We start from the raw sequence: 21,959 nt of genomic DNA, 5'->3' as shown, positions 1-21,959 counted from the left end.
GCGGCCCGTCGCTTGTACAGACGGCTTTCGCGCCGCCGGGGTTCAGTCCTTCAGCGCCGCTTTCATCATCGCCTTGGCGACCGGCGCCGCCAGGCCGTTGCCGCTGACCTCCGAGCGGGCCGCGTCGGACTGCTCCACGACGACCGCCACGGCGACCTCCTTGCCGGACGAGTCGGACTTCCCGTACGAGGTGAACCAGGCGTAAGGCACCTGGCTGTTGTTCTCGCCGTGCTGCGCCGTACCCGTCTTGCCGCCGACCGTCGCGCCCGGGACCTGGGCGTTCGTGCCCGTGCCCTTCTCCACGACCGTCTGCATCGCCGACTGCAACTGCTCGGCGGTCGAGGAGGAGACGATCTCCTTCGTACTCGCCTCGTCGTCGTAGTCCTGCAACACATCACCGCCGCTGTTGGTGATCTGCGAAACCATATGCGGCGAAACCAGCTTGCCGCCGTTGGCTATGGCCGCCGACACCATGGCCATCTGGAGCGGCGTCGCGGTGACGTCGAACTGGCCGATGCCCGTCAGGGCCGTCTGCGACGGGTACATGTCCGACGGGTACACGCTCGTGTAGGCCCGGACCGGCACATCCAGCTTGTCGTCGTTGAAGCCGAACTTCTCGGCCATCGCCTTCACCTTGTCCTGGCCCAACTGGACGGCCATCTTCGCGAAGACGTTGTTGCACGAGTACTCCAGCGCCGTACGGATCGTGGCGTTCGTACAGGGCGCGTTCGGGTTCTCGTTCGACAGGTCCCGGGTGGTGCCCGGCAGCGTGTACGGGTCCGGGCTGTCGGTCTTCTCGTCCACCGACTGGTACAGCCCGTCCTCCAGCGCCGCTGCCGCCACGACCAGCTTGAACGTCGAACCCGGCGGCAGCGGCTGCCGCAGCGCACGGTTGACCAGCGGCTTCTCCGGGTCGGACGTGAGCTTCTTCCAGGCCGCCCCCGCGGTGTTGGCGTCGGTCAGCGACGAGGGGTCGTACGACGGGGTCGACACGACCGCGAGGATCTTCCCGGTCTTCGGGTCGATGGCGACGGCCCCGCCCTTCTTGTCGCCGAGCGCGTCGTACGCCGCCTTCTGCACGTCCGGGTCGATCGTCGTGACCACGTTGCCCGGGTCGGCCCGCTGGTTGGTGATGGTGTCCATCACGGACTTCAGACGGTTGTCCGTGCCGTTGAGGAGGTCGGTGTAGATGCCCTCCAACTGGGTCGGCGCGTACGCCTGCGAGGCGAAGCCCGTCACCGCCGCGTACAGCTCGCCGTCCGTGTACGTGCGCTTGTACTTGAGGTCGCCCGACTTCGTCGGGGCCGAGCCGGTGACCGACCGGCCGCCCACGATGATGTTCCCGAGCGGCGCCGAGTACGTCTCGATCGCGTTCCGCCGGTTGTCCTTGTCGTCTGCGAGCGCCTGGCCCTCGTAGAACTGCACCCAGGTCGCCCTGCCCAGCAGGGCCAACACCAGCAGCAGCGTGAAGACCGATGCGCGCCTGATCGTCTTGTTCATCCCGAACATGAGGACGAGCGAGGCCGGGCGGATCGTTCCCGCCGTCCGGTTTTCTCATCTGCCGTTCAGAAAGCCCGCTTCGTACGCGGCGATGACCGCCTGCGTACGGTCCCGGGTGCCCGTCTTGGCCAGCACCGCCGCCACATGCGACTTCACCGTGGCCGGACCGACCTCCATCCGGCGGGCGATCTCCGCGTTGGTCAGCCCCTGCGCCATGTGCCGCAGCACCTCCCGCTCGCGTCCCGTGAGCTTCGCCACCCACTCCGGCGGCGCCGGGTACGCGCGTGCGTGCTCGGTCGCGAGGGTGCGGACGGCCGCCGGGAACAGCAGGCTGTCGCTGCGCGCCACCAGCCGGACCGCCTGCACGAGCGCGTCGGCGTCCGCCCGCTTCAGCAGGAACCCGGCGGCTCCGGCGCGCAGGGCGTCGTACACGTAGGAGTCGTTCTCGAAGGTCGTCACGACGACGATCCGGGGCGGGTCGTCCAGTGTGGCGAGGATCTGCTCGGTGGCGCGGATGCCGTCGATCTCCGGCATGCGGACGTCCATGAGGACGACGTCCGGCCGCAGGTCCCGGACGACCGACACGGCCTCGGCGCCGGTGGCCGCCTCGCCCACCACCTCCAGGTCCGGCTCGGCGGAGAGGATGGCGCGCAGCGCGCTGCGGACCATGCGCTCGTCGTCGGCGAGGACGACACGGATCGGCGTCGGGCGGGTCATGCGGGTCCTTTCATCGGCAGGCGGACGTGCAGCCGCCAGGTCTCCCCGGCCGGTCGGGACGAACCGGGTGAAACGGGTGAACCGGCAAGTCCGGACGAACCGGTGGCCGGTCCGGCCGTCATGGTGCCGCCCAGCAGCCTGACCCGGTCCGCGATGCCGCGCAGGCCGTGGCCGCCGCCGGGACGGGAGGAGGCGGGACCGGTGACCGCGGCGGGGCCGGACAACGGGTTCTCCACGGTGATCTCCAGCCCTGCGCCCGCCACCGCGATCCGTACGTCCACGGCGACCCGGTCGCCCGCGTGCCGGAGGGCGTTGCTCAGCCCCTCCTGGACGATCCGGTAACCCTCACGGGACAGCAGTGGAGGCAGCGCCTCCGGGTCGGCGTCGATCGTGGCCGTCACGCGCTGTCCGCCCGCCCGGGTGCGGCGCAGCAGCCCGTCGAGGTCGGCCGCGAGGGTCGGCGCCGGGGCCGTGCCGGGGGCGTCGCCCTCGCGCAACACGCCCAGTACGGCGTCGAGTTCGCCGACGGTGCGCCGGGTCGTGTCCTCGATCGCGGCGAGGGCCTCGCGGACGAACTCCGGGTCGGAGCCGAGGACGCGGCGCGCCGCGCTCGCCTGGAGACCGATCGCGCTCAACGCGTGGCCGACGGAGTCGTGCAGCTCCCGCGCCAGCCGGTTGCGTACGGCCAGGTCGGCGGCGCGGGCCTCGGCGGCCGCGAGCCGGCCCTCGGGGGACGGGCCGAGCAGCGCGGGCGCCCAACGGGCCAGCAGCGCACCGCAGCCGGCCGCGCAGCCGGCGAGGGCGACGAGCATCGCCACGCCCGCGACCGGCGCGAGCGCCAACGCCCAGGTGTGACCGAGGACTTCGGGCAGCCCGAGCCGGGTGCCGCGCAGTGCCGCGAAGACCGGCAGCACGATCAGCACGGCGGCGAACGGCGGCACGGCCAGCGACATCCCGGCGATGATCCCGCCGGCCCCGAGATGCAGCGTGAACCAGCCCGCCGTACGGCCCTTCTCGCCCCGCGTCCGGGCCGGTCCCAAGGCGAGCCGGTCCGCGTCGACACCGCACAGCCAGCGCACGGCGGCGGCCTCCAGCGGCCGGGTCAGCGGGAACAGGGACGTGACGGCGGCGAGCGGCAGCGCCACGCCGAAGGAGGCGAGCTGGAGGGGAAAGGACGCGAAGACGTCCGTGCTGCCGGTGGCCGGGCCGATGATCACCGAGCCGACCAGGACGTACGGCATCGCGAGCGCGCCGCCGAGGATCAGATGCACCCAGCGCAGCCGGGCCCGCCGGCCGAACAGCGACCGGGCGGCCTGTCTCACGGCGCCCGCCGCGCGGCCCTGGCCGAGCGCTCCGCGAAGGAGTAGACGCCGATGGCGGCGACGAGGAAACCCACGAGCATCTGCCCAGCGTAGGCAAGGCTCATCAGCGGCGTCGGACGATCGGCGATGTCCTCGACACCGCCCAGGGAGGCGAGCGACAGCCAGCCGCCCCAGCAGGCGGCGGCGCCCGAGCCGACCCAGGCCAGTCCGAGCGGCACCGCCGCGGACAGCGCCCGCCCGCGTCGGAAGGCCAGCAGGAAGCCGCCGGCGACGGCCGCGAGGAGGAACACCGCGTACACCGCTTCCAGGACGTGGAAGTCACCGCCCCGGTTCGCCGCCCGGCCCTCGCTGAGTCCCGCGGTGCCGCCGCAGGCCCACAGGACGTGCAGGGCGAGCGGCAGCAGGGCGAGCACGGCGGCCGCGACGGCGAGGGCGCGGTGGGCCGGCCCCACCACACTCACGGGCAGCTCCCACATCCGTCCGCGCCACAGATGCCCCCAGCGGTCGCGGGCGTAGAGCACGAACAGGGCGCCCAGAGCGAGCCCTTGGAGGATGAACCCCGTGTACACCACGGTGAACACCCACGCGTGGAGGAAGGGCTCGTGGCCCTGGTCCGGTGCGGAACCGCCGCCGAACGCCCTCACGACCAGCTGCGCCGGGAACCCGGCCATGATCGGCGCGAGCAGCCCGGTGGCGACCCACACGGGGAATGCCGGCAGCCAGGCGGGCACCCGCAGCCCCCACGGCCGGGTCAGCACCAGCGCCAGCACGATCACCGCGCTGTCCAGGAGCACGGAGATCCCGTTGAGCACGGCCATGCCCACCCGGTCGTCGAGCAGCCCGCTCCCCTCCGGGATACCGACGTGGCTCCCGGCGATCCAGGCGGCCTTGAGCGCGAGGTAGGGCCCGCAGGAGAGGACGGCGACGGCACGGAGGACGCGCCGGGGGCGGCTGAGACGGACGGCGGGGCCGTCGACGGATGCGCGAGCGAGGGACTGCGTCATGCGATCAGGCTCCCGCGCGGCGGGCCGGCGGCACCTCCTGCACGGCGACGATCCGCCTCCGCCGGACGGGGGAGGGCGGCTCAGCCCTCCAGGATCAGCACCGTCTCCTCGATCTCCGCCCCCCGCGCGGAGGCGTACCCGCTGACCGTCGCGACGGCACGGAAGCCGCACTTCTCCAGCACGCGCAGCGAGCCCGCGTTGTCCGCCGCCGCCCGGGCGTACAAGGGGCGCTCGGGAACCTCCGCCAGCAGCGCCCGCAGGGCCGCCGTGGCGATGCCCTTCCCCCAGTACGCGCGGTCGACCCAGTACGTCACCTCGCGTTCGCCCGGCACGCCGTACACCGCCGCGCTGCCGACGACATCGCCGTCGGCCAGCACCGTGCGGACCACGTCGGCGGAGGACCGGATCCGAGCCCAGTGGGCGTCGAAGGCGTCCCGGTCGGCCGGGTCCTCGGGGACGAAGGCCGCCATGTGGAGAGCCTCGGGGTCGTTCATCTGCCGGAAGAAGACCGGCAGATCGCTGTCATGGACCTCGCGCAGCTCTACGTTCATGCCTCAGAGCCTACGGGTGGCCAGTGTCAGCCGGTCCCGCGCGTCGAACAGCGCGTCCTTCACCAGCTGCTCGTGCGCCGGCGTGAGCCGCGCCACCGGCACCGAGCAGCTGATCGCGTCCCGCGCCGGCGTGCGGTACGGGATGGCCACGCCGAAGCAGCGCAGCCCCAGCGTGTTCTCCTCGCGGTCCACCGCGAAGCCCTGTTCCCGGACCTGGTGCAGTTCCTCGATGAGCTTCTCGCGGTCGGTGATGGTGTTCTCGGTCAGCGCGGGCAGCGTCTCCGGGAGCATCTTGCGGACCTGCTCGTCCGAGTAGGTGCTCAGCAGCGCCTTGCCGAGGGACGTGGAGTGCGCGGGCAGGCGGCGCCCGACCCGGGTGAAGGGACGCAGGTAGTGCTGCGACTGGCGAGTGGCGAGGTAGACGACGTTCGTGCCGTCGAGGCGGGCGAGGTGGATCGTCTCGGTCGTGTCGTCCGAGAGCCGGTCCAGCGTCGGGCGGGCCGCCGCCACGACCTCGTCGCCGTCGATGTAGGAGGTGCCGACCAGCAGGGCCCGCACCCCGATGCCGTACCGCGTGCCCGTCGCGTCCGTCTCCACCCAGCCCAGCTCGACGAGCGTGCGGAGCAGCATGTAGAGGCTGGACTTGGGGTAGCCGACGGCCTCCTGGACCGCCGCGAGGGAGTGCATACCGGGACGCCCGGCGAAGTATTCGAGCAGTTCAACCGTTCGTACCGCGGACTTGACCTGCGCCCCGCCGCCCGTCTCGCCAGCCGACATCGCCCTTGACCCCTTCGTTCGACGGGAAATAGTCTCCACAGCATATTCATCATCAGAGACGGCGTTCAGTATATCGAACGTCCCTGGTGGATGACCCAGTACTGCGGCATTACATGTGTGGAGGGACCCGCGGTGGCAGCAGCACCAGTCTGGAGTGTCGACCCCCGAACCGGGAAGCAGCGTGAACAGGTTGCGGTGGAGGCCACAGCCCAGGAGGTGGACGCCGCCGTCCGTGCCGCTCACGAGGCGCGTGGCTCACTCGCGGACCGCACCGTCCGCGCGGCCTTCCTGCGCAGCGCCGCCGAGGAGCTGGAGGCGGCCAAGGACGGTCTCGTGGAGACCGCCGACGCCGAGACCGCGCTCGGCCCGGTCCGGCTGACCGGCGAGCTCGCCCGCACCTGCTACCAGCTGCGGGCCTTCGCCGACATCGTCGACGAGGGCGCCTTCCTCGACGTCGTCATCAACCACCCCGACGACACCGCGACCCCGCCGATCCCGGACCTGCGCCGCTACAAGGTGCCGCTCGGCGTCGTCGCCGTCTACTCGGCCTCGAACTTCCCGTTCGCCTTCTCCGTCGCCGGCGGCGACACCGCGAGCGCCCTCGCGGCCGGCTGCCCCGTCGTGGTCAAGGCCCACCCGGACCACCCGGCCCTGTCCGAGTACGTCGCCAAGGTGCTGCGCCGCGCCGCCGCCCGGCACGACATCCCCGACGGTGTCCTCGGGCTGGTGCACGGCTTCGAGGCGGGTGTCGAGCTGATCAAGCACCCGCTGGTCGCGGCGGCCGGATTCACCGGTTCCGTGCGGGGCGGGCGCGCGCTGTTCGACGCGGCAGCCGCGCGTCCCGTGCCGATCCCGTTCCACGGCGAGCTGGGCTCGCTGAACCCCGTCGTCGTCACCGAGGCCGCCGCCGCCGAGCGGGCCGAGGCGATCGGTGCGGGCCTCGCCGGCTCGATGACGCTGGGCGTCGGCCAGTTCTGCGTGAAGCCGGGCCTCGTCCTCGCGCCGTCCGGCGCCGCCGGTGACGCCCTGCTGAAGTCGCTGACCGACGCCGTCAGCGACACCGACGCCGGGGTCCTGCTCGACCACCGGATGCGCGACAACTTCGTCGCCGGTGTCGCCGAGCGCGCCCAGCTGCCCGACGTCGACTCCCCGGTCACGCCCGGCGCGGGCGGCGAGCACACCGTCAGCGCGGGCTTCCTCACGGTGCCGGCGAGCAGGCTGGCGCAGGAGGGCGAGCACGACCTGCTCCTGGAGGAGTGCTTCGGGCCGGTCACGGTGGTGGCCCGCTACGAGGACGAGGACGAGGTGAAGGCCGTGCTGTCGCGGCTGCCGGGCAACCTCACGGCGACGGTGCAGCTGTCCGAGGAGGAGGCCGCGGGGCAGGGCCGGGGCGCGGAGCTTCTGCAGGACCTGACGCCGCTGGCCGGGCGTGTGCTGGTGAATGGGTGGCCGACGGGGGTTGCCGTCGCGCCGGCTCAGCATCACGGGGGGCCGTACCCGGCGACGACGTCTACGTCCACGTCGGTGGGCGGTACGGCGATCGAGCGGTGGTTGCGGCCGGTTGTTTATCAGAACGCGCCTGAGGCCCTGCTTCCTGCGGAGCTGCGGGATGAGAATCCGTTGGGGTTGCCGCGTAGGTTCAACGGGCGCTTGGAGCGGTAGCGCCGTTGGGGGTGCGGTGAGTTGCGGGCTGCCGGTTCGTTGTGGCTTGTCGCGCAGTTCCCCGCGCCCCTGAAGGTCGGACCTGGGAGACTCGGTCAAATGGATCTCGAGATTTCCGAACTTCCGTTCCCCCTGCGCTCTTACGGGCCCGAGGCGCACTGGTCCTATGAGGACGGGGTGCTCACCGGGTGGGCCGGGGCGCGGCAGGATCGGTTCGTGCCGCCCACCGGGGAGGCGCTGGACCCCGCCTCCGACGCGCCGCGGCTGCTGGGGGCGCCCGAAGGGGACTTTCAGCTGATCGCCCGGGTCACGGTCGGGTTCGGCGCGGCCTTCGACGCCGGGGTGCTCTACGTCCACGTCGGCGAGCGCGCTTGGGCCAAGCTCTGTCTGGAGTACTCCCCGGACGTGCCCACCGTCTGCACGGTGGTCACCCGGGGACACTCCGACGACGCCAACTCCTTCGCCGTCGACGGCAGTTCCGTCTGGCTCCGGGTGAGCCGCACCGGCCGCGCCTTCGCCTTCCACGCCTCCCGCGACGGCGAACGGTGGACCTTCGTCCGCCTCTTCACCCTCGGCGACGAGAAGGAGACGGGCGCCGCCCTGATCGGCTTCATGACCCAGTCGCCGATGGGGGAGGGCTGCGTGGTGACGTACGACCACATCGAGTTCAGGCCGCACTGGCCGAACGACCTGCGCGACGGCAGCTGAGGCGTGGTGGTGATCCGTACCGTCCTGCCCGCCGAGGTGGAGGAGGTCGTCGCGCTGCACGCGCGGGCCCGGGCCACCTACTACCCCGACGGGCTGCCGCAGGACGGCACCGACTGGCTCGCCGCCTGGCGGAGCGCCCTCGCGCGACCGGACGGCCAGGTGCTCTGCGTCGTCGAGGAGGGCCGCATGGTCGGCCTGGCCTCCTTCCGCACCCCCGAGGGCGCCCGGGCGGACACGGTGAAGCTGTTCCAGTTCCACGTGGACCCCGACCACTGGCGCCGCGGCGTCGGCACCGCCCTGCACACGGCCTGCGTCGAGGCGTGGACGTCCGACGGCAAGTGGGCGGCCGTCCTCGACGTGCACGTCGACAACCGGCGGGCGCAGGCCTTCTACCAGCGGCAGGGCTGGGTGCCGGAACCGGCTGGGCCGGGAGACCATCACCTGCCGATGCGGCTCTCCCTGACCGGGGAATGAACACAGCTGCTTGAATGTTCATGCACTCGGCGGAGGGAGTCTCCGCACCCCGTGCGAGCTGGAGAGAGCCGAAGACATGCGCGTCGAGATCTGGAGCGACATCGCCTGCCCCTGGTGCTACGTGGGCAAAGCCCGCTTCGAGAAGGCGCTGCGGGACTTCCCGCACCGTGACGAGGTCGAGGTGGTGCACCGCTCCTTCGAGCTGGACCCGGGCCGCGCCAAGGACGACATCCAGCCCGTGATCACGATGCTCACCAGGAAGTACGGGATGAGTGCCGCGCAGGCCGAGGCCGGTGAGGACAACCTGGGCGCGCAGGCCGCCGCCGAGGGGCTGGACTACCGCACCCGGGGCCGCGACCACGGCAGCACCTTCGACATGCACCGCCTGCTGCACTTCGCCAAGGAGCAGGGGCACCAGGAGCGGTTGCTCGACCTGCTGTACCGGGCGAACTTCGCCGAGGAGCGCTCCGTCTTCAACGACGACGAGCGCCTGGTGGAACTCGCCGTGGCCGCCGGGCTGGAGGCGGACGCCGTCCGCGCGGTGCTCGCCGACCCCGGCGCCTACGCCGACGACGTACGCGCCGACGAGCGGGAAGCCGCGCAGCTCGGCGCGAGCGGTGTGCCGTTCTTCGTGCTCGACCGCAAGTACGGCGTCTCCGGTGCCCAGCCCGCGGAGGTCTTCGCCCAGGCCCTGACCCAGGCGTACGGCGAACGCTCGCCCCTGAAGATCGTCGACAGCGGGGACGCGGACGCGTGCGGGCCGGACGGCTGTGCGGTGCCTCAACGCTGAAGCCGCAGGTCGGGGCGTATGTATAAGCGCTCCTTAGCGACATCACGCAGAAATCGGTAATGGACGGGGAGATCCAAGGGACGCAGAGTGGTTCCATGGAGACCTTCGAGAACCTCGTCCGTGCCGAGTTCGCCCCGAAGCACACCTACCTCAACACCGCGAGCAACGGGCTCCTGCCCGCCCGAACCGTCACCGCCCTGCACCGGGCCGTGCGGATGCGTGCCGAGGGCGTGCCCCTGGGTCCCCTGTACGAGGACGTCGAGGCCGCCCGCGCGTCCTTCGCCCGGCTGGCCGGCGTGCCGGCCGAGCGGGTCGCCGCCGGTGCCTCGGTCGCCGAGTACGGCGGGCTGATCGCCGCCTCGCTGCCCGCGGGCGCCGAAGTCCTCACCGCGGAGGCCGATTTCGCCTCCCTGGTGAACCCGTTCCACGCGCGCGGCGACCTCAAGGTGCGCGCCGTGCCCCTGGAGCGGCTCGCCGAGTCCGTCCGCCCCGGCACCGCGCTCGTCGCGGTCAGCACCGTCCAGTCCGCCGACGGCCGGCTCGCCGATCTGCCGGCCGTGCGCGAGGCGGCCCGGGCGCACGGGGCCCGTACCTACGTCGACGCCTCCCAGTCGGCCGGCTGGCTGCCGATGGAGGCCGGCGCGGACGACTTTCTCGCCGCCGTCGGCTTCAAGTGGCTCCTGGGACCGCACGGGGCCGCGTTCTTCGTCGCCCCGCAGGACTTCGGCGGGCTCACACCGCTGCTCGCCGGGTGGGTCGCCGGTGAGCAGCCCTGGGAGAGCTGCTACGGCCCCGTCGAGGAACTCGCCCACTCCGCACGGCGCTTCGACATCAGCCCCGCGCTCTTCAGTCACGCCGGGCTGCGTGCCTCCCTGGAGCTGCTGGAGGACATCGGGATCGACGTCGTGCACGCCCACGACGTCGCCCTCGCGGACCGCTTCCGCGCCGGGCTCGCCGAGCTGGGCCACGCGCCGGTGCCCGCTCCGGGCTCGGCGATCGTGTCCGTGCCGGGGCTCGGCCACCGGCAGGGCGAGCTGGGCCGGGCGGGCATCGAGGTGTCCGACCGGGCCGGGAATCTGCGGGCCGCGTTCCACCTCTACAACACGGCGGCGGACGTCGACCGGCTCCTGGACGTCCTCAAGGCGTGAAGGCGTGAAGGCATGAAGAACCGGGTGGGGCCTCCCGTCCCACACGAGGAGGCCCCACCCGGCAGCTTGGTCACACGGTCACTTCACCGGCGTGAAGTCCCGCGCCCCGATGAACTCCGGACGCCGCACCGGTGCCGCGAACGGTTCCACCGCTGTGTTCTCCACGCTGTTGAACACGATGAACACGTTGCTGCGCGGGAACGGCGTGATGTTGTCGCCGGAACCGTGCATGCAGTTGCAGTCGAACCACGTCGCCGAACCGGCCTTGCCCGTGAACAACTTGATGCCGTGCTGTGCGGCCAGCTGGGTCAGCGCCTCATCGGACGGCGTGCCCGCGTCCTGCATCTGCAGCGACTTCTTGTAGTTGTCCTTCGGCGTGGCCCCCGCGCACCCGAGGAACGTCTTGTGCGACCCCGGCATGATCATGAGCCCGCCGTTGGTGTCGTAGTTCTCGGTCAGCGCGATCGAGACCGACACCGTACGCATCCGCGGCAGACCGTCCTCGGCGTGCCAGGTCTCGAAGTCCGAGTGCCAGTAGAAGCCACTCGCCCCGAAGCCCGGCTTGACGTTGATCCGCGACTGGTGGACGTAGACGTCCGAGCCGAGGATCTGACGTGCCCGGCCGACGACCCGCTCGTCCCGCACCAGCTTGGCGAACACCTCACTGATCTTGTGCACCTCGAAGACCGAGCGGATCTCCTTGGACTTCGGCTCGACGATCGACCGCTCGTCGGCACGGATGTCCGGGTCGTTCACCAGCCGGTTCAGCTCGTTCCGGTAGACGGCGACCTCGTCGTCGGTGATCAGCTCGTCGATGGCGAGGAAGCCGTCACGCTCGAAGGACAGCAGGTCGCCCGGCGATACCGGACCGGGCGCGTCGGGGGCGCCCCAGACGACCGGGTCCTGGCGCGGGGTGAGCACCTCGGTGGCGCCACGACTGGGGTACAGGTCGGGGATACCGGTGGTGGTGTCGGTGATGGCGGTCATGGAAACGTCACACCTCCTCGGTGAGCAGCGGGTAAACGCCGTTCTCGTCGTGGTCCTCCCGTCCGGTCACGGGCGGATTGAAGACGCAGAGGCAGCGGAAGTCCTTCTTGATCCGCAGCGTGTGCTTCTCGTGCCCGTCCAGGAGGTACATGGTCCCGGGCGTGATGGTGTACGACTTCCCGGTCTCGTGGTCGGTCAGCTCGGCCTCGCCCTCCACGCAGACGACGGCCTCGATGTGGTTCGCATACCACATCGACGTCTCCGTACCCGCGTACAGGATCGTCTCGTGCAGGGAGAAGCCGACCTTCTCCTTGGCGAGGACGATGCGTTTGCTCTCCCACGTTCCGGACGCCGACTTCACGTGCCGGTCGGTACCTTCGATCTCCTTGAACGAACGGACAATCACGGTGCTGCGATGCCTCCTAGATGGGGTGGTGCCGGTTGTGTGGTCAGGCGGTCTCGCGGACGGCGCGGGCCAGCGTCGACAGGCCCTCGTCCAGTTCCTCCGGCGTGATGGTCAGGGCGGGGAGCAGTTTCACGACCTCGCTCTCGGGCCCGGACGTCTCGATGAGCAGCCCGAGCTCGAAGGCGCGCTTGGCGACCTTGCCGGCGCGCTCCTTGTCGTGGAACTCCATGCCCCACACCAGGCCGCGGCCCCGGTACTCCTTCACGTCGGCCAGGTTCTCCTCCGTGATGGAGATCAGCGCCTGCTCGACCTGCTCGCCGCGCTTGCGGGTCTGCTTCTCCATCGCGGAGCCGTCGGCCCAGTACGCCTCCAGGGCCGCCGTGGCCGTGACGAAGGCGGGGTTGTTGCCGCGGAAGGTGCCGTTGTGCTCGCCGGGCTCCCAGATGTCGAGCTCGGGCTTGAACAGGCACAGCGACATGGGCAGGCCGTAGCCGCTGATCGACTTCGAGACGGTGACGATGTCCGGCGTGATGCCCGCCTCTTCGAAGGAGAAGAACGCGCCGGTACGGCCGCAGCCCATCTGGATGTCGTCGACGATCAGCAGCATGTCCTGCCGCTCGCACAGCTCGGACAGGGCACGCAGCCACTCGGCCCGGGCCACGTTGATGCCGCCTTCGCCCTGCACGGTCTCGACGATCACGGCGGCCGGCTTGTTCAGGCCGGAGCCCTGGTCCTCCAGCAGCCGCTCGAACCACAGGAAGTCCTCGACGGTGCCGTCGAAGTAGTTGTCGAACGGCATGGGCGTGCCGTGCACCAGCGGGATGCCGGCGCCGGCCCGCTTGAAGGCGTTGCCGGTCACGGCCAGCGAACCCAGCGACATGCCGTGGAAGGCGTTGGTGAACGACACGATCGACTCGCGCCCCTTCACCTTCCGCGCCAGCTTCAGCGCGGCCTCCACGGCGTTGGTGCCGGTCGGGCCCGGGAACATGACCTTGTACGGCAGGTCGCGCGGCCGCAGCAGCAGGTTCTGGAAGGCCTCCAGGAACGTGCGCTTGGCGGTGGTCGACATGTCGAGCCCGTGCGTGACGCCGTCCCGCTCCAGGTAGTCGATCAGAGCGCGTTTCAGGACGGGGTTGTTGTGCCCGTAGTTCAGTGACCCGGCTCCGGCGAAGAAGTCGAGGTACTCATGGCCGTCCTCGTCGTACATGCGGCTGCCCACCGCACGGTCGAAGACGGTGGGCCAGCCGCGGCAGTAGCTGCGCACCTCGGACTCGACGGTCTCGAAGACGCTCAGGTCGGGCTGGGTGATGGTCACGACGAATCGCTCCTCGGTACGTGGGGGAAGTCTGCGGGAGTGGGGGCGGGAAGAAGTCAGCGGGGCAGGGGGCCGATGCGGTACAGCACCTCTGCGTCGTGCGGCCCGTCGGGGAACAGGCCCGTGTCGAACAGCACCTCGCGCTCCAGCCGCGCGCCGTGACGCTCGGCGAACGACGTGAACAGGCGCTCCGAGGCGGTGTTGCCCGGAGTGATGGTGGTCTCCACCGTGGTCACCCCTCGCTCGGTCACGGTCCGCGCGACCAGACCGTCGAGCAGCGCGGCGGCCAGTCCGCGCCCGCGGTGCGCCTCGTCCACCGCCACCTGCCAGACCAGCAGGGTGCGCGGGCTGTCCGGCCGCACGTACCCGGTGATGAAACCCATCGGCTCGCCGTGCTCGTCACGCGCTACGGCCGACGTGGCCGCGAAGTCGCGGCACCACAGCAGATAGCTGTAGGACGAGTTCAGGTCGAGAACCTTCGAGTCCTTCGCCATCCGCCACAGTGCGGCTCCGTCAGCCACCGTGGGGCGGTCGATTTGCGGATCTGCTTGTACGGCAGTCATGCGAATTGAACTTACCCAGCGAAATTCGAAATTGCATCGCCGAGAGGGGTTACGTATGAGCCGAGCCTGTGTTATCGCGCGAGCGCGAGGCTTCACATCGCACGGCGGCAAGATGCCCGATATTGTCCGGGTAATACCGGGCATAGCGGTCACGATGTGTAACGCGTCACAGCCATGTAATCCCCACGAGATCCGCCCGAATTTCCTCTCCGAGTGTCCGCAAAATCTTCGGGTTTAGGATCGGAGAAAGCGGGCAGAAGAATACAGGAATCTATTCCTGAAAGAATTCTTAATTGTGTGCCAGCTTACATACGGGTCGCTTCGGAAAGCACGTGCAATTCAGGCCCCGGTCACTCCGTCGACGCGTTCCCGCAGGAGATCGGCGTGACCGTTGTGCCGTGCGTACTCCTCGATCATGTGAATCAGCACCCAGCGCATGCTGACCTCCATCCCGGGCACCGGTCCCTCGGCGACCCGTCCGATGTGGTCCAGCGGCAGCCCCGCACACAGCTCCCGGCCCCGCGCGATCTCCCGCCGCCAGATCCCGAGCGCCTCGTCGAGCCCCCGCCCGGGGTCCAGCGTGTAGCCGGTGCCGTCCTCGTAGACCGGCGGCACGTCGAGGCCGGCGGCCACCCGCTGGAACCAGTTCCGCTCGACCTCGGCGAGGTGCTGCACCAGCCCGAGCAGCGTCAGCGTGGACGGCTCGGCCGACGCCGTCCGTACCTGCGCGTCGTCCAGCCCGGCGCACTTCAGCGCCAGCGTGGCGCGGTGGAAGTCCAGCCAGCTCTCGAGCATGGCCCGCTCGTCACCGGTGAGGAGCGGGACGGGACGGCCGTCGGGAAGGGTGTGGGGGGTGCCGGCGGGGATGTCGGAAGGGGTGTCGGTGGTCATGCGGGGAGCATGACACGGGCCACTGACAACGGCGCGCCCCTGCTACCGCCACGCCTCCTCGGCAGCCCGCAGCGCCCCGGCCACGTCCACCGACAGCCCCGCCTCCGAGAGTGCGGCCCCCAGCGCCGCCAGGCTCGCCCGCACGGCCCCCGGCGTGGCATCGGCCCCGTAGTGATTGACCCGGATCATCTCCTTGGCCAACGCACCCCCGCCGGCGGCGAGCGGCACCGCCGGATCCGCCCCCAGCGCCCTGGCCACCAGCTCCGACGCCACCACCCCGGACGGCGCCCGGAGCGTCGTTGCGACGGGCGCCGCGTCCCGGGCCTCGTACACGTACGGCTCCAGCCCGCCACCGAGCGCGAGGGCCCCGGCCCGCGTGGCCGTCGCGGCCGAGGCGTGCCGGGCCATCACGGTGTCCGGCCCCACCGCCTCGATCCGCTCCACGCACGCCTCCAGCGCCAGCATCTCCAGCTGCGCCGGAGCGTGCAGCAGCGTCTTGCGACCGCCGTCGATCCACCGCTCCTTCCAGTCGAGCAGCGACAGATACGACCGGCGCGGCGCCCGCGGGTTCGCCGCCATCCGGGCCCAGGCCCGCTCGCTCACCGACACGGCCGACACGCCGGCCGGCCCGCCCATCGCCTTCTGCGCCCCGATCACGCACAGATCCACGCCCCACGCGTCCGGGAGCACCGGCTCGGCACCGATCGACGCCACCGCGTCCAGGTAGAACAGGGCCCCGTGCGCCCGCACCACCTCGCCGATCTCCGCGACCGGATTGGTGTTGCCGGTCGCCGCCTCCGCGTGCACCAGGGACACGAAGTCGATCTCCGGGTGCTCGGCGAAGGCCTGCCGGACCTGCTCGGCCGTGACCGCCGTGTGGAAGGGCACCGCCAGGTCGACCACCGTCGCCCCGCAGTCCCGCAGCCAGTCGCCGAAGGTCTGCCCGTACGGGCCCGTGATGACGTTCAGGGCCGTCGTGCCCGGACCGGCCGCGGCACGGATCGCGCCCTCCAGCGGCAGCAACGCCTCGCCCTGCATGATCACGACGTCCTGCTCGGTGCCCAGCAGCCGTGCCACACGGTCCTCGATCGCGGCGAAACGGTCCGCACCGAGCGGGGCCAGGTCCAGAAACGGATGCGTCACGGTGGCGCTCTCTCCAACTCATGGGGACAAATCGCGGAAACAACGGAAACGAGCGTAACCGCCGTGCCCCGGCGCCCTGCGACCGGCGACTTCCCAGGCCCGACGGCTGCGCAGCCATCGGATTGTTTTCAGAGACCCAAACTTCTCCTTATGATCAGAACCCACAGTTCACTCACAGGAGGCTCGCCGTGAACACGCACCCCGGGCACCGGGCCCGCATCCTGGCCGCCACCACCGCGACGGCCGGGCTGCTGCTCGTGGCCGGCTGCACCTCCACCGACGACGGCGGCAGCGGCAAGAAGACGGCCGCGGGCGGCGTCGAGCTCGTCAAGGCGGGCAAGCTCACCACCTGCACCCACCTGCCGTATCCGCCGTTCCAGTCGGAGATCGACGGCAAGGTCCAGGGCTTCGACGTGTCGCTGATCGACCTGGTCGCCAAGGACCTGGGCGTGCAGCAGGACATCGTCGACCAGCCCTTCGAGAACTTCAAGACGGGCGGGTCCCTCAACGCCGGCCAGTGCGACCTCGCCGCGGCCGGCATGACCATCACCGAGGAGCGCAAGAAGAACGTCGACTTCTCCGACCCGTACTTCAACGCCACCCAGGCGGTGCTGGTCGACAAGAAGAGCGGCATCGGCTCCTTCGCCGACCTCAAGGGCAAGAAGCTCGGCGCCCAGGCCCAGACGACCGGTGAGGACTACGCCAAGAGCAAGGGCCTCGACCCGGTCTCCTTCGAGTCCTCCGACGCCGTCCTCAACGGCCTGCGCACCGGCCAGGTCCAGGCCGTCGTCATCGACTACCCCGTCGTCCAGGGCTGGCTGAAGGACAAGGCCAACGCCGACGCCTTCAAGGTCGTCGACAACCTCGACACCGGCGAGCAGTACGGCTTCACGGTGAAGAAGGGCAACACTAAGCTCCTCGCCGCCATCAACAAGGCGATCAAGGACGCCGAGACCGACGGCACGTACAAGAAGCTGTACGAGCAGTGGATCGGCCCCTACGACGAGTCCGCCGCGTCGCCGGCCGCCTCATGACCGACACCGCCACGCCCGGGGTCCAGCCGAAGAAGAAGGGCCTGACCCGGCGGCAGAAGCGCAGCCTGTCGCGCGGCGTCCAGTACGCCGTCTTCGTCGCGGCCGTGATCGCCTTCGCGGTCTCGGCCGACTGGGGCCGGCTGCAGAACCAGTTCGCCCAGGCGGACATCGCCGAGCGCATGTTCCCGGACGTCATCACGCTGGCGCTGAAGAACACCGTGCTCTACACGGTGACCGGCTTCGCCGTGGGGCTGGCCCTCGGCATGGCGATCGCGCTGATGCGGCTGTCCTCCGTGGGCCCCTACCGCTGGCTCGCCGGGATCTACATCGAGATCTTCCGCGGCCTGCCCGCCCTGCTGATCTTCATCTTCATCGGCGTGGCCGTACCGCTGGCCTTCCCCGGCACCGAGATCGTCGGCGGCACCTACGGCAAGGTCGCCCTCGCCCTCGGCCTGGTGGCCGCCGCGTACATGGCCGAGACGATCCGCGCCGGCATCCAGGCCGTGCCCAAGGGGCAGATGGAGGCGGCCCGTTCGCTCGGCTTCTCGCCCGCAAGGGCCATGATCTCCATCGTCATCCCGCAGGCGTTCCGCATCATCCTGCCGCCGCTCACCAACGAACTGGTGCTGCTGTTCAAGGACTCCTCGCTGGTGCTGTTCCTCGGCGTCACCCTGGAGGAGCGCGAACTGTCCAAGTACGGCCGCGACCTGGCCAGCCAGACCGCCAACTCCACGCCGATCCTGGTCGCCGGACTCTGCTACCTGCTGGTCACGATCCCGCTCGGCTTCGTCGTACGCCGCATGGAGGCGAAGGCCCAGGAGGCCGTCACATGAGCCGACCCGAGATCGAGGTGCGCGCGCTGCACAAGTCGTTCGGCGCCAACGAGGTGCTGCGCGGCATCGACCTGGAGATCGGCCGGGGCGAGGTCGTCTGTGTCATCGGCCCGTCCGGCTCCGGCAAGTCGACGCTGCTGCGCTGCGTGAACCTGCTGGAGGAGCCGACCAAGGGCCAGGTGTTCGTCGGCGGTACGGAACTGACCGACCCGGACGTCGACATCGACGCCGTGCGCCGCCGCATCGGGATGGTCTTCCAGCAGTTCAACCTCTTCCCGCACCTCACGGTGACCGAGAACCTCACGCTGCCGCAGCGCCGGGTGCTTCGTCGCGACAAGGCGGCGGCCGCGCAGGTGGCCGCCGAGAACCTGGCGCGCGTGGGCCTGTCCGAGAAGGCGGCCGCCTACCCCTCCTCCCTCTCCGGCGGCCAGCAGCAGCGCGTCGCCATCGCCCGGGCCCTGGCCATGGGCCCCGAGGTGATGCTGTTCGACGAGCCGACCTCGGCGCTGGACCCCGAACTGGTCGGCGACGTCCTCGCGGTGATGCGCATGCTCGCCGACGAGGGCATGACGATGATGGTCGTCACCCACGAGATGACCTTCGCCCGCGAGGTCGCCGACCGGGTCGTCTTCATGGACGGCGGCGTGATCGTCGAGGACGGCACGCCCGAGCAGGTCATCGGCAACCCGCGTCACGACCGCACCCGCCACTTCCTCTCCCGCCTCCTCGACCCCGCCATGGCCGAGGTGGAGGAGGAGACCTCGGACCAGGTGGGCAAGGCCGACTAGCCGCTGACTAGGGTGCCGTACATGAGCGATCGCACGGTGCTGCACGTGAAGGGACGGGTGCTCGTCGGGCCCGAGGAGGTCCGCGACGAGCTGTGGGTCGTCGACGGCCGGATCTCCTACGACCGTCCCGCCGGCGCCCGCGACATCCGTACCGTCCGGGGCTGGGCCCTGCCCGGCCTCGTCGACGCGCACTGCCACGTGGGACTCGACCGGCACGGCGCGGTCCCGCAGGACGTCGCCGAGAAGCAGGCGCTGACCGACCGGGACGCGGGCACACTGCTGATCCGCGACGCGGGCTCGCCCTCCGACACCCGCTGGATCGACGACCGCGACGACCTGCCGAAGATCATCCGCGCCGGGCGGCACATCGCCCGCACCCGCCGCTACATCCGCAACTACGCCTGGGAGATCGAGCCGGACGACCTGGTCGCCTACGTCGCCCGGGAGGCCCGGCGCGGCGACGGCTGGGTGAAGCTGGTCGGCGACTGGATCGACCGCGACCTCGGCGACCTGTCGGCCTGCTGGCCCCGCGGGGCGGTGGAGGCGGCGATCGCCGAGGCGCACCGGCTGGGCGCCCGGGTCACCGCGCACTGCTTCTCGGAGGACTCCCTCCAGGACCTCGTCGAGGCCGGCATCGACTGCGTCGAACACGCGACGGGCCTGACCGAGGACCTCGTCCCGCTCTTCGCCGAGCGGGGCGTCGCCATCGTCCCGACCCTGGTCAACATCGCGACGTTCCCCCGGCTCGCCGACGGCGGCGAGGCCAGGTTCCCGCGCTGGTCGGCCCATATGCGCAGGCTCCACGAGCGCCGCTACGACACCGTACGCAGCGCCCACGACGCCGGGATCCCGGTCTTCGTCGGCACCGACGCCGGCGGCGGACTCGCCCACGGCCTCGCGGCGGCCGAGGTCGCCGAACTGGTCACCGCGGGCATCCCGCCCGTCGAGGCCCTGGCCGCCGGGACCTGGACGGCCCGGGCCTGGCTCGGCCGCCCCGGCCTGGACGAGGGCGCCCCGGCCGACCTCGTCGTCTACGACGAGGACCCGCGCAAGGACGTGGGGGTGCTGGCGGCGCCGCGCCGGGTGGTGCTGAACGGGCGCGTGGTCGGGTAGCCGGGCGGCGGCTCCACGACGCCGTACCTCGTGGGCGGCGTCATCGCCCTGCTCGCGGCGGGCGGGACACGGTGGTCCTGGCCCGCCGCCGGAGCTGACCTGCGGCTTCCGGCCCCGGACGGCAGGGCGTGCGGACCTCTGAGACCGTGGAGGACCAGGACGAACCCAGCCAGGGTGGGCCCCGGGCCGGCGCACCGATCGGGACCGAGACGGCCGGGCCGCCCGGCGGTGGGCCGTCAGGCCGCCACCGCACGCTCCAGCGCCCGCAGGAACCCGTCCATCGTCGCCCGGTCCCGCACCGCCAGCCGCAGCCACTCCCCGTCCAGGCCGGGGAAGGTGTCCCCACGCCGCACGGCGTAGCCGAGGTCGCGCAGGCGGCTGCGTACGGCCGCCGCGTGCGGAAGGCGGACCAGGACGAAGGGGCCCTGCGCGGGCCCGGCCACCCGCAGCCCGGCCGGGGCGAAGCGGGCCAGGCCCGTCAGCAGGTGGGCCCGGTCCGCGGCGATGCGGTGCGCCGCGTGGGCCGCCTCCGCCACCGCCCGTGGCCCCACGCACGCCTGCGCCGCGGCCAGCGCCGGCGTCGACACCGGCCACAGCGGCTGCGCCCGCTCCAGGTCCCGGACGGTCTCCGGCGCCGCCAGTACGTACCCGATCCGCAGCCCCGCGAGCCCCCACGTCTTGGTCAGGCTGCGCAGCACCACGAGGCCGGGCACGTCGACGCGCTCCGCGAGGGACTCCCGCTCGCCCGGCACCGCGTCCATGAACGCCTCGTCCACGACCAGCAGCCGCCCGGGCCGGGCGAGGGAGGCGATCACGTCCGCCGGGTGCAGCACCGACGTCGGGTTCGTCGGATTGCCGATCACCACCAGGTCCGCGGTCTCGGGGACGGCCGCCGGGTCCAGCCGGAAGCCGTCCTCCTCCCGCAGCAGCACCCGGTCGACCGTGTGCCCCGCGTCCCGCAGCGCGGCCTCCGGCTCCGTGAACTGCGGGTGCACGACGACCGGCCGCCGCACCTTCAGCGCCCGCGCCAGCAGCACGAACGCCTCCGCCGCCCCCGCCGTCAGCAGCACCCGCTCCGCCGGCAGACCGTGCCGCGCCGCCACCGCCGCGCGTGCGGCCCGCCCGTCCGGGTAGGCCGCCAACCCGCCCAGCGACGCGGCGATGTGCTCCCGCAGCCACGCCGGCGGGGTGTCCGCGCGGACGTTCACGGCGAGGTCGACGAGCGAGCCGCCGTCGTCCCGGACCTCCGCGTCCCCGTGGTGCCGCAGATCGTGGCCGCCGTCAGTGGGCATGGGAGTGCGCCCCGTGGTGGTGCCCGTGCCCGTGGTGGTGGCCGTCGTCGTCCGGGTGGAAGTGCGGCTGCTGCGGCAGCCCCACCTTGTCCTCGAAGCCCGGCAGCGCGATGCGGTACACGCACGAGTCGCAGTTCATCCGCAGATCACCCTCGACGGCCTCCGCGTACCGCTCCCACACCAGGTCCAGCAGCTCCGGCTCCGGCCCGATGACGTCGGCCGAGCACACCTCGACCTCCGGGTGCGCCGCCGCCCAGCCCTCCGTCTGCTGCCGCACCCGGTCCGGCAGGATGCCGGTGAACAGGAAGTAGGGGAGCACCACGATCCGGCGGGCGCCCAGCCGTGCGCACCGGTCGAGTCCGCTCGGCACGTCCGGCGCCGCCAGCGACACGAACGCCGTCTCGACCCCCGCGTACCCGCGCCCCTCCCACAGCAGCCGGGCCGCCTTGTGCACCTCGGCGTTGGCGTCCGGGTCCGTCGACCCGCGCCCCACCAGCAGCACCGTCACGTCGGCCCGGTCACCCGGCCGGCGCCCCGCGGCGCCGCCCAGCGCCTCGTCCAGCCGCCGCTCCAGCACGTTCAGCAGCGCGGGGTGCGGGCCGAGCGGACGCCCGTACGTGTACGAGATCCCGGGGTGCCGTTCCTTCTCGCGGGCCAGCGCCGCCGGGATGTCGCCCTTGGCGTGCCCGGCGGACACCAGCATCAGCGGCACGGCGGCGAACCGCCGTACGCCCCGCTCCACCAGCTCGGTGACGGCCTCGCCCAGCGGCGGCGGGGAGAGTTCGATGAAGCCGCCCGCGACGGGCAGTTCCGGGTGGCGGGCCCCCAGCTCCCGCACGAAGTCGCGGAACGCCTCGGCTCCGGCGTCGTCACGGGTGCCGTGGCCGGCGATGAGCAGGGCGGGCGGGGTGGTCACAGTTTCTCCTCGGCGGAAGTGGGGT

The 21,959-nt window shown here is 71.6% G+C and carries 23 protein-coding genes; 9 read left to right on the top strand and 14 right to left on the bottom strand.

The window, feature by feature from the left end:
* Positions 1-42: 42 nt before the first annotated feature.
* From GTY47_RS06450 to GTY47_RS06425, 6 genes are all read right to left on the bottom strand, one after another.
* Positions 43-1,500 carry a penicillin-binding transpeptidase domain-containing protein gene (locus GTY47_RS06450; protein ID WP_010037862.1) on the bottom strand — a complete coding sequence of 486 codons (1,458 nt, stop codon included), beginning with the start codon at positions 1,498-1,500 and terminating at the stop codon, positions 43-45.
* Between the two features lie 54 nt (positions 1,501-1,554).
* Positions 1,555-2,217: a response regulator transcription factor gene (locus tag GTY47_RS06445; protein ID WP_010037861.1), complete on the bottom strand. Its 663-nt coding sequence runs from the start codon at positions 2,215-2,217 to the stop codon at positions 1,555-1,557.
* On the bottom strand, positions 2,214-3,539 hold the full coding sequence (locus GTY47_RS06440) for a histidine kinase (protein ID WP_010037857.1): 1,326 nt from the start codon (positions 3,537-3,539) through the stop codon (positions 2,214-2,216). The genes GTY47_RS06445 and GTY47_RS06440 overlap by 4 nt, the downstream gene beginning before the upstream one ends.
* Positions 3,536-4,543 carry a hypothetical protein gene (locus tag GTY47_RS06435; protein WP_010037856.1) on the bottom strand — a complete coding sequence of 336 codons (1,008 nt, stop codon included), beginning with the start codon at positions 4,541-4,543 and terminating at the stop codon, positions 3,536-3,538. Before GTY47_RS06435 ends, GTY47_RS06440 begins: the two co-directional genes overlap by 4 nt.
* An 80-nt stretch (positions 4,544-4,623) precedes the next feature.
* Positions 4,624-5,094, bottom strand: coding sequence for a GNAT family N-acetyltransferase (locus tag GTY47_RS06430; protein WP_010037855.1), 471 nt, complete (start codon positions 5,092-5,094; stop codon positions 4,624-4,626).
* A gap of 3 nt (positions 5,095-5,097) precedes the next feature.
* The gene (locus tag GTY47_RS06425; protein WP_010037854.1) at positions 5,098-5,871 is read right to left on the bottom strand and encodes an IclR family transcriptional regulator; all 774 of its coding nucleotides are present in this window, start codon (positions 5,869-5,871) and stop codon (positions 5,098-5,100) included.
* A gap of 132 nt (positions 5,872-6,003) precedes the next feature.
* On the opposite strand from GTY47_RS06425, the gene GTY47_RS06420 reads away from it, so the two are divergent.
* The 5 genes from GTY47_RS06420 (at position 6,004) to GTY47_RS06400 (ending at position 10,653) form a co-directional block, all read left to right on the top strand.
* Positions 6,004-7,533, top strand: a complete 1,530-nt coding sequence (locus GTY47_RS06420; protein ID WP_078602789.1) for an aldehyde dehydrogenase (NADP(+)) — start codon at positions 6,004-6,006, stop codon at positions 7,531-7,533.
* A gap of 99 nt (positions 7,534-7,632) precedes the next feature.
* Positions 7,633-8,241 (top strand): DUF1349 domain-containing protein, encoded by a 609-nt coding sequence (locus GTY47_RS06415; protein ID WP_010037848.1) that lies wholly within the window; start codon positions 7,633-7,635, stop codon positions 8,239-8,241.
* Positions 8,242-8,250: 9 nt separating this feature from the next.
* Complete coding sequence (locus tag GTY47_RS06410) at positions 8,251-8,715, top strand: GNAT family N-acetyltransferase (RefSeq protein ID WP_029181030.1); 465 nt, start codon at positions 8,251-8,253, stop codon at positions 8,713-8,715.
* A gap of 76 nt (positions 8,716-8,791) precedes the next feature.
* On the top strand, positions 8,792-9,505 hold the full coding sequence (locus tag GTY47_RS06405; protein ID WP_010037844.1) for a DsbA family oxidoreductase: 714 nt from the start codon (positions 8,792-8,794) through the stop codon (positions 9,503-9,505).
* A 95-nt stretch (positions 9,506-9,600) separates the two neighbouring features.
* Positions 9,601-10,653: an aminotransferase class V-fold PLP-dependent enzyme gene (locus GTY47_RS06400; RefSeq protein ID WP_010037842.1), complete on the top strand. Its 1,053-nt coding sequence runs from the start codon at positions 9,601-9,603 to the stop codon at positions 10,651-10,653.
* A gap of 78 nt (positions 10,654-10,731) precedes the next feature.
* Here GTY47_RS06400 and thpD read toward each other — a convergent pair whose 3' ends face one another.
* The 6 genes from thpD to GTY47_RS06370 form a co-directional block, all read right to left on the bottom strand.
* Positions 10,732-11,631, bottom strand: a complete 900-nt coding sequence (thpD, locus tag GTY47_RS06395; protein ID WP_029181029.1) for an ectoine hydroxylase — start codon at positions 11,629-11,631, stop codon at positions 10,732-10,734.
* Positions 11,632-11,647: 16 nt separating this feature from the next.
* Positions 11,648-12,046 (bottom strand): ectoine synthase, encoded by a 399-nt coding sequence (locus GTY47_RS06390; RefSeq protein ID WP_010037840.1) that lies wholly within the window; start codon positions 12,044-12,046, stop codon positions 11,648-11,650.
* A 43-nt stretch (positions 12,047-12,089) separates the two neighbouring features.
* On the bottom strand, positions 12,090-13,361 hold the full coding sequence (ectB, locus tag GTY47_RS06385) for a diaminobutyrate--2-oxoglutarate transaminase (protein WP_010037839.1): 1,272 nt from the start codon (positions 13,359-13,361) through the stop codon (positions 12,090-12,092).
* Positions 13,362-13,417: 56 nt separating this feature from the next.
* Positions 13,418-13,924, bottom strand: coding sequence for a diaminobutyrate acetyltransferase (gene ectA / locus GTY47_RS06380; RefSeq protein ID WP_029181028.1), 507 nt, complete (start codon positions 13,922-13,924; stop codon positions 13,418-13,420).
* Positions 13,925-14,263: 339 nt separating this feature from the next.
* Positions 14,264-14,815, bottom strand: coding sequence for a DinB family protein (locus GTY47_RS06375; protein ID WP_010037835.1), 552 nt, complete (start codon positions 14,813-14,815; stop codon positions 14,264-14,266).
* A gap of 42 nt (positions 14,816-14,857) precedes the next feature.
* Positions 14,858-15,958, bottom strand: a complete 1,101-nt coding sequence (locus tag GTY47_RS06370) for an aminotransferase class V-fold PLP-dependent enzyme (protein WP_010037833.1) — start codon at positions 15,956-15,958, stop codon at positions 14,858-14,860.
* 188 nt (positions 15,959-16,146) lie between these two features.
* On the opposite strand from GTY47_RS06370, the gene GTY47_RS06365 reads away from it, so the two are divergent.
* The 4 genes from GTY47_RS06365 to GTY47_RS06350 are packed head-to-tail and all read left to right on the top strand — an operon-like array spanning position 16,147 to position 19,726.
* A complete protein-coding gene (locus GTY47_RS06365) occupies positions 16,147-16,992 on the top strand; it encodes a transporter substrate-binding domain-containing protein (RefSeq protein ID WP_010037831.1) in 846 nt (281 codons plus the stop codon).
* The gene (locus GTY47_RS06360) at positions 16,989-17,825 is read left to right on the top strand and encodes an amino acid ABC transporter permease (RefSeq protein ID WP_010037829.1); all 837 of its coding nucleotides are present in this window, start codon (positions 16,989-16,991) and stop codon (positions 17,823-17,825) included. The genes GTY47_RS06365 and GTY47_RS06360 overlap by 4 nt, the downstream gene beginning before the upstream one ends.
* Entirely contained in the window at positions 17,822-18,613 is a 792-nt protein-coding gene (locus GTY47_RS06355) for an amino acid ABC transporter ATP-binding protein (protein ID WP_010037827.1), read from the top strand. Before GTY47_RS06360 ends, GTY47_RS06355 begins: the two co-directional genes overlap by 4 nt.
* Before the next feature lie 21 nt (positions 18,614-18,634).
* Positions 18,635-19,726, top strand: a complete 1,092-nt coding sequence (locus GTY47_RS06350) for an amidohydrolase family protein (RefSeq protein WP_010037825.1) — start codon at positions 18,635-18,637, stop codon at positions 19,724-19,726.
* A gap of 236 nt (positions 19,727-19,962) precedes the next feature.
* On the opposite strand, the gene cobC is transcribed toward GTY47_RS06350, so the two are convergent.
* On the bottom strand, positions 19,963-21,018 hold the full coding sequence (gene cobC, locus GTY47_RS06345; RefSeq protein ID WP_010037823.1) for an Rv2231c family pyridoxal phosphate-dependent protein CobC: 1,056 nt from the start codon (positions 21,016-21,018) through the stop codon (positions 19,963-19,965).
* The gene (locus GTY47_RS06340; protein ID WP_010037822.1) at positions 21,008-21,934 is read right to left on the bottom strand and encodes a sirohydrochlorin chelatase; all 927 of its coding nucleotides are present in this window, start codon (positions 21,932-21,934) and stop codon (positions 21,008-21,010) included. The genes cobC and GTY47_RS06340 overlap by 11 nt, the downstream gene beginning before the upstream one ends.
* Positions 21,935-21,959: the final 25 nt, after the last annotated feature.

This window comes from Streptomyces sp. SID5464 (genome assembly GCF_009862985.1).
Lineage (GTDB): Bacteria > Actinomycetota > Actinomycetes > Streptomycetales > Streptomycetaceae > Streptomyces > Streptomyces chartreusis_D.
This window is presented reverse-complemented; position numbering and strand designations above follow the sequence as displayed.

Coding starts and splice junctions, on each gene's coding strand:
- GTY47_RS06450 (WP_010037862.1), bottom strand. CDS start 1,500: ATGAACAAGACGATCAGGCGCGCATCGGTCTTCACGCTGCTGCTGGTG.
- GTY47_RS06445 (WP_010037861.1), bottom strand. CDS start 2,217: ATGACCCGCCCGACGCCGATCCGTGTCGTCCTCGCCGACGACGAGCGC.
- GTY47_RS06435 (WP_010037856.1), bottom strand. CDS start 4,543: ATGACGCAGTCCCTCGCTCGCGCATCCGTCGACGGCCCCGCCGTCCGT.
- GTY47_RS06430 (WP_010037855.1), bottom strand. CDS start 5,094: ATGAACGTAGAGCTGCGCGAGGTCCATGACAGCGATCTGCCGGTCTTC.
- GTY47_RS06425 (WP_010037854.1), bottom strand. CDS start 5,871: ATGTCGGCTGGCGAGACGGGCGGCGGGGCGCAGGTCAAGTCCGCGGTA.
- GTY47_RS06415 (WP_010037848.1), top strand. CDS start 7,633: ATGGATCTCGAGATTTCCGAACTTCCGTTCCCCCTGCGCTCTTACGGG.
- GTY47_RS06405 (WP_010037844.1), top strand. CDS start 8,792: ATGCGCGTCGAGATCTGGAGCGACATCGCCTGCCCCTGGTGCTACGTG.
- GTY47_RS06400 (WP_010037842.1), top strand. CDS start 9,601: ATGGAGACCTTCGAGAACCTCGTCCGTGCCGAGTTCGCCCCGAAGCAC.
- ectA (WP_029181028.1), bottom strand. CDS start 13,924: ATGACTGCCGTACAAGCAGATCCGCAAATCGACCGCCCCACGGTGGCT.
- GTY47_RS06375 (WP_010037835.1), bottom strand. CDS start 14,815: ATGACCACCGACACCCCTTCCGACATCCCCGCCGGCACCCCCCACACC.
- GTY47_RS06360 (WP_010037829.1), top strand. CDS start 16,989: ATGACCGACACCGCCACGCCCGGGGTCCAGCCGAAGAAGAAGGGCCTG.
- GTY47_RS06355 (WP_010037827.1), top strand. CDS start 17,822: ATGAGCCGACCCGAGATCGAGGTGCGCGCGCTGCACAAGTCGTTCGGC.
- GTY47_RS06350 (WP_010037825.1), top strand. CDS start 18,635: ATGAGCGATCGCACGGTGCTGCACGTGAAGGGACGGGTGCTCGTCGGG.
- cobC (WP_010037823.1), bottom strand. CDS start 21,018: ATGCCCACTGACGGCGGCCACGATCTGCGGCACCACGGGGACGCGGAG.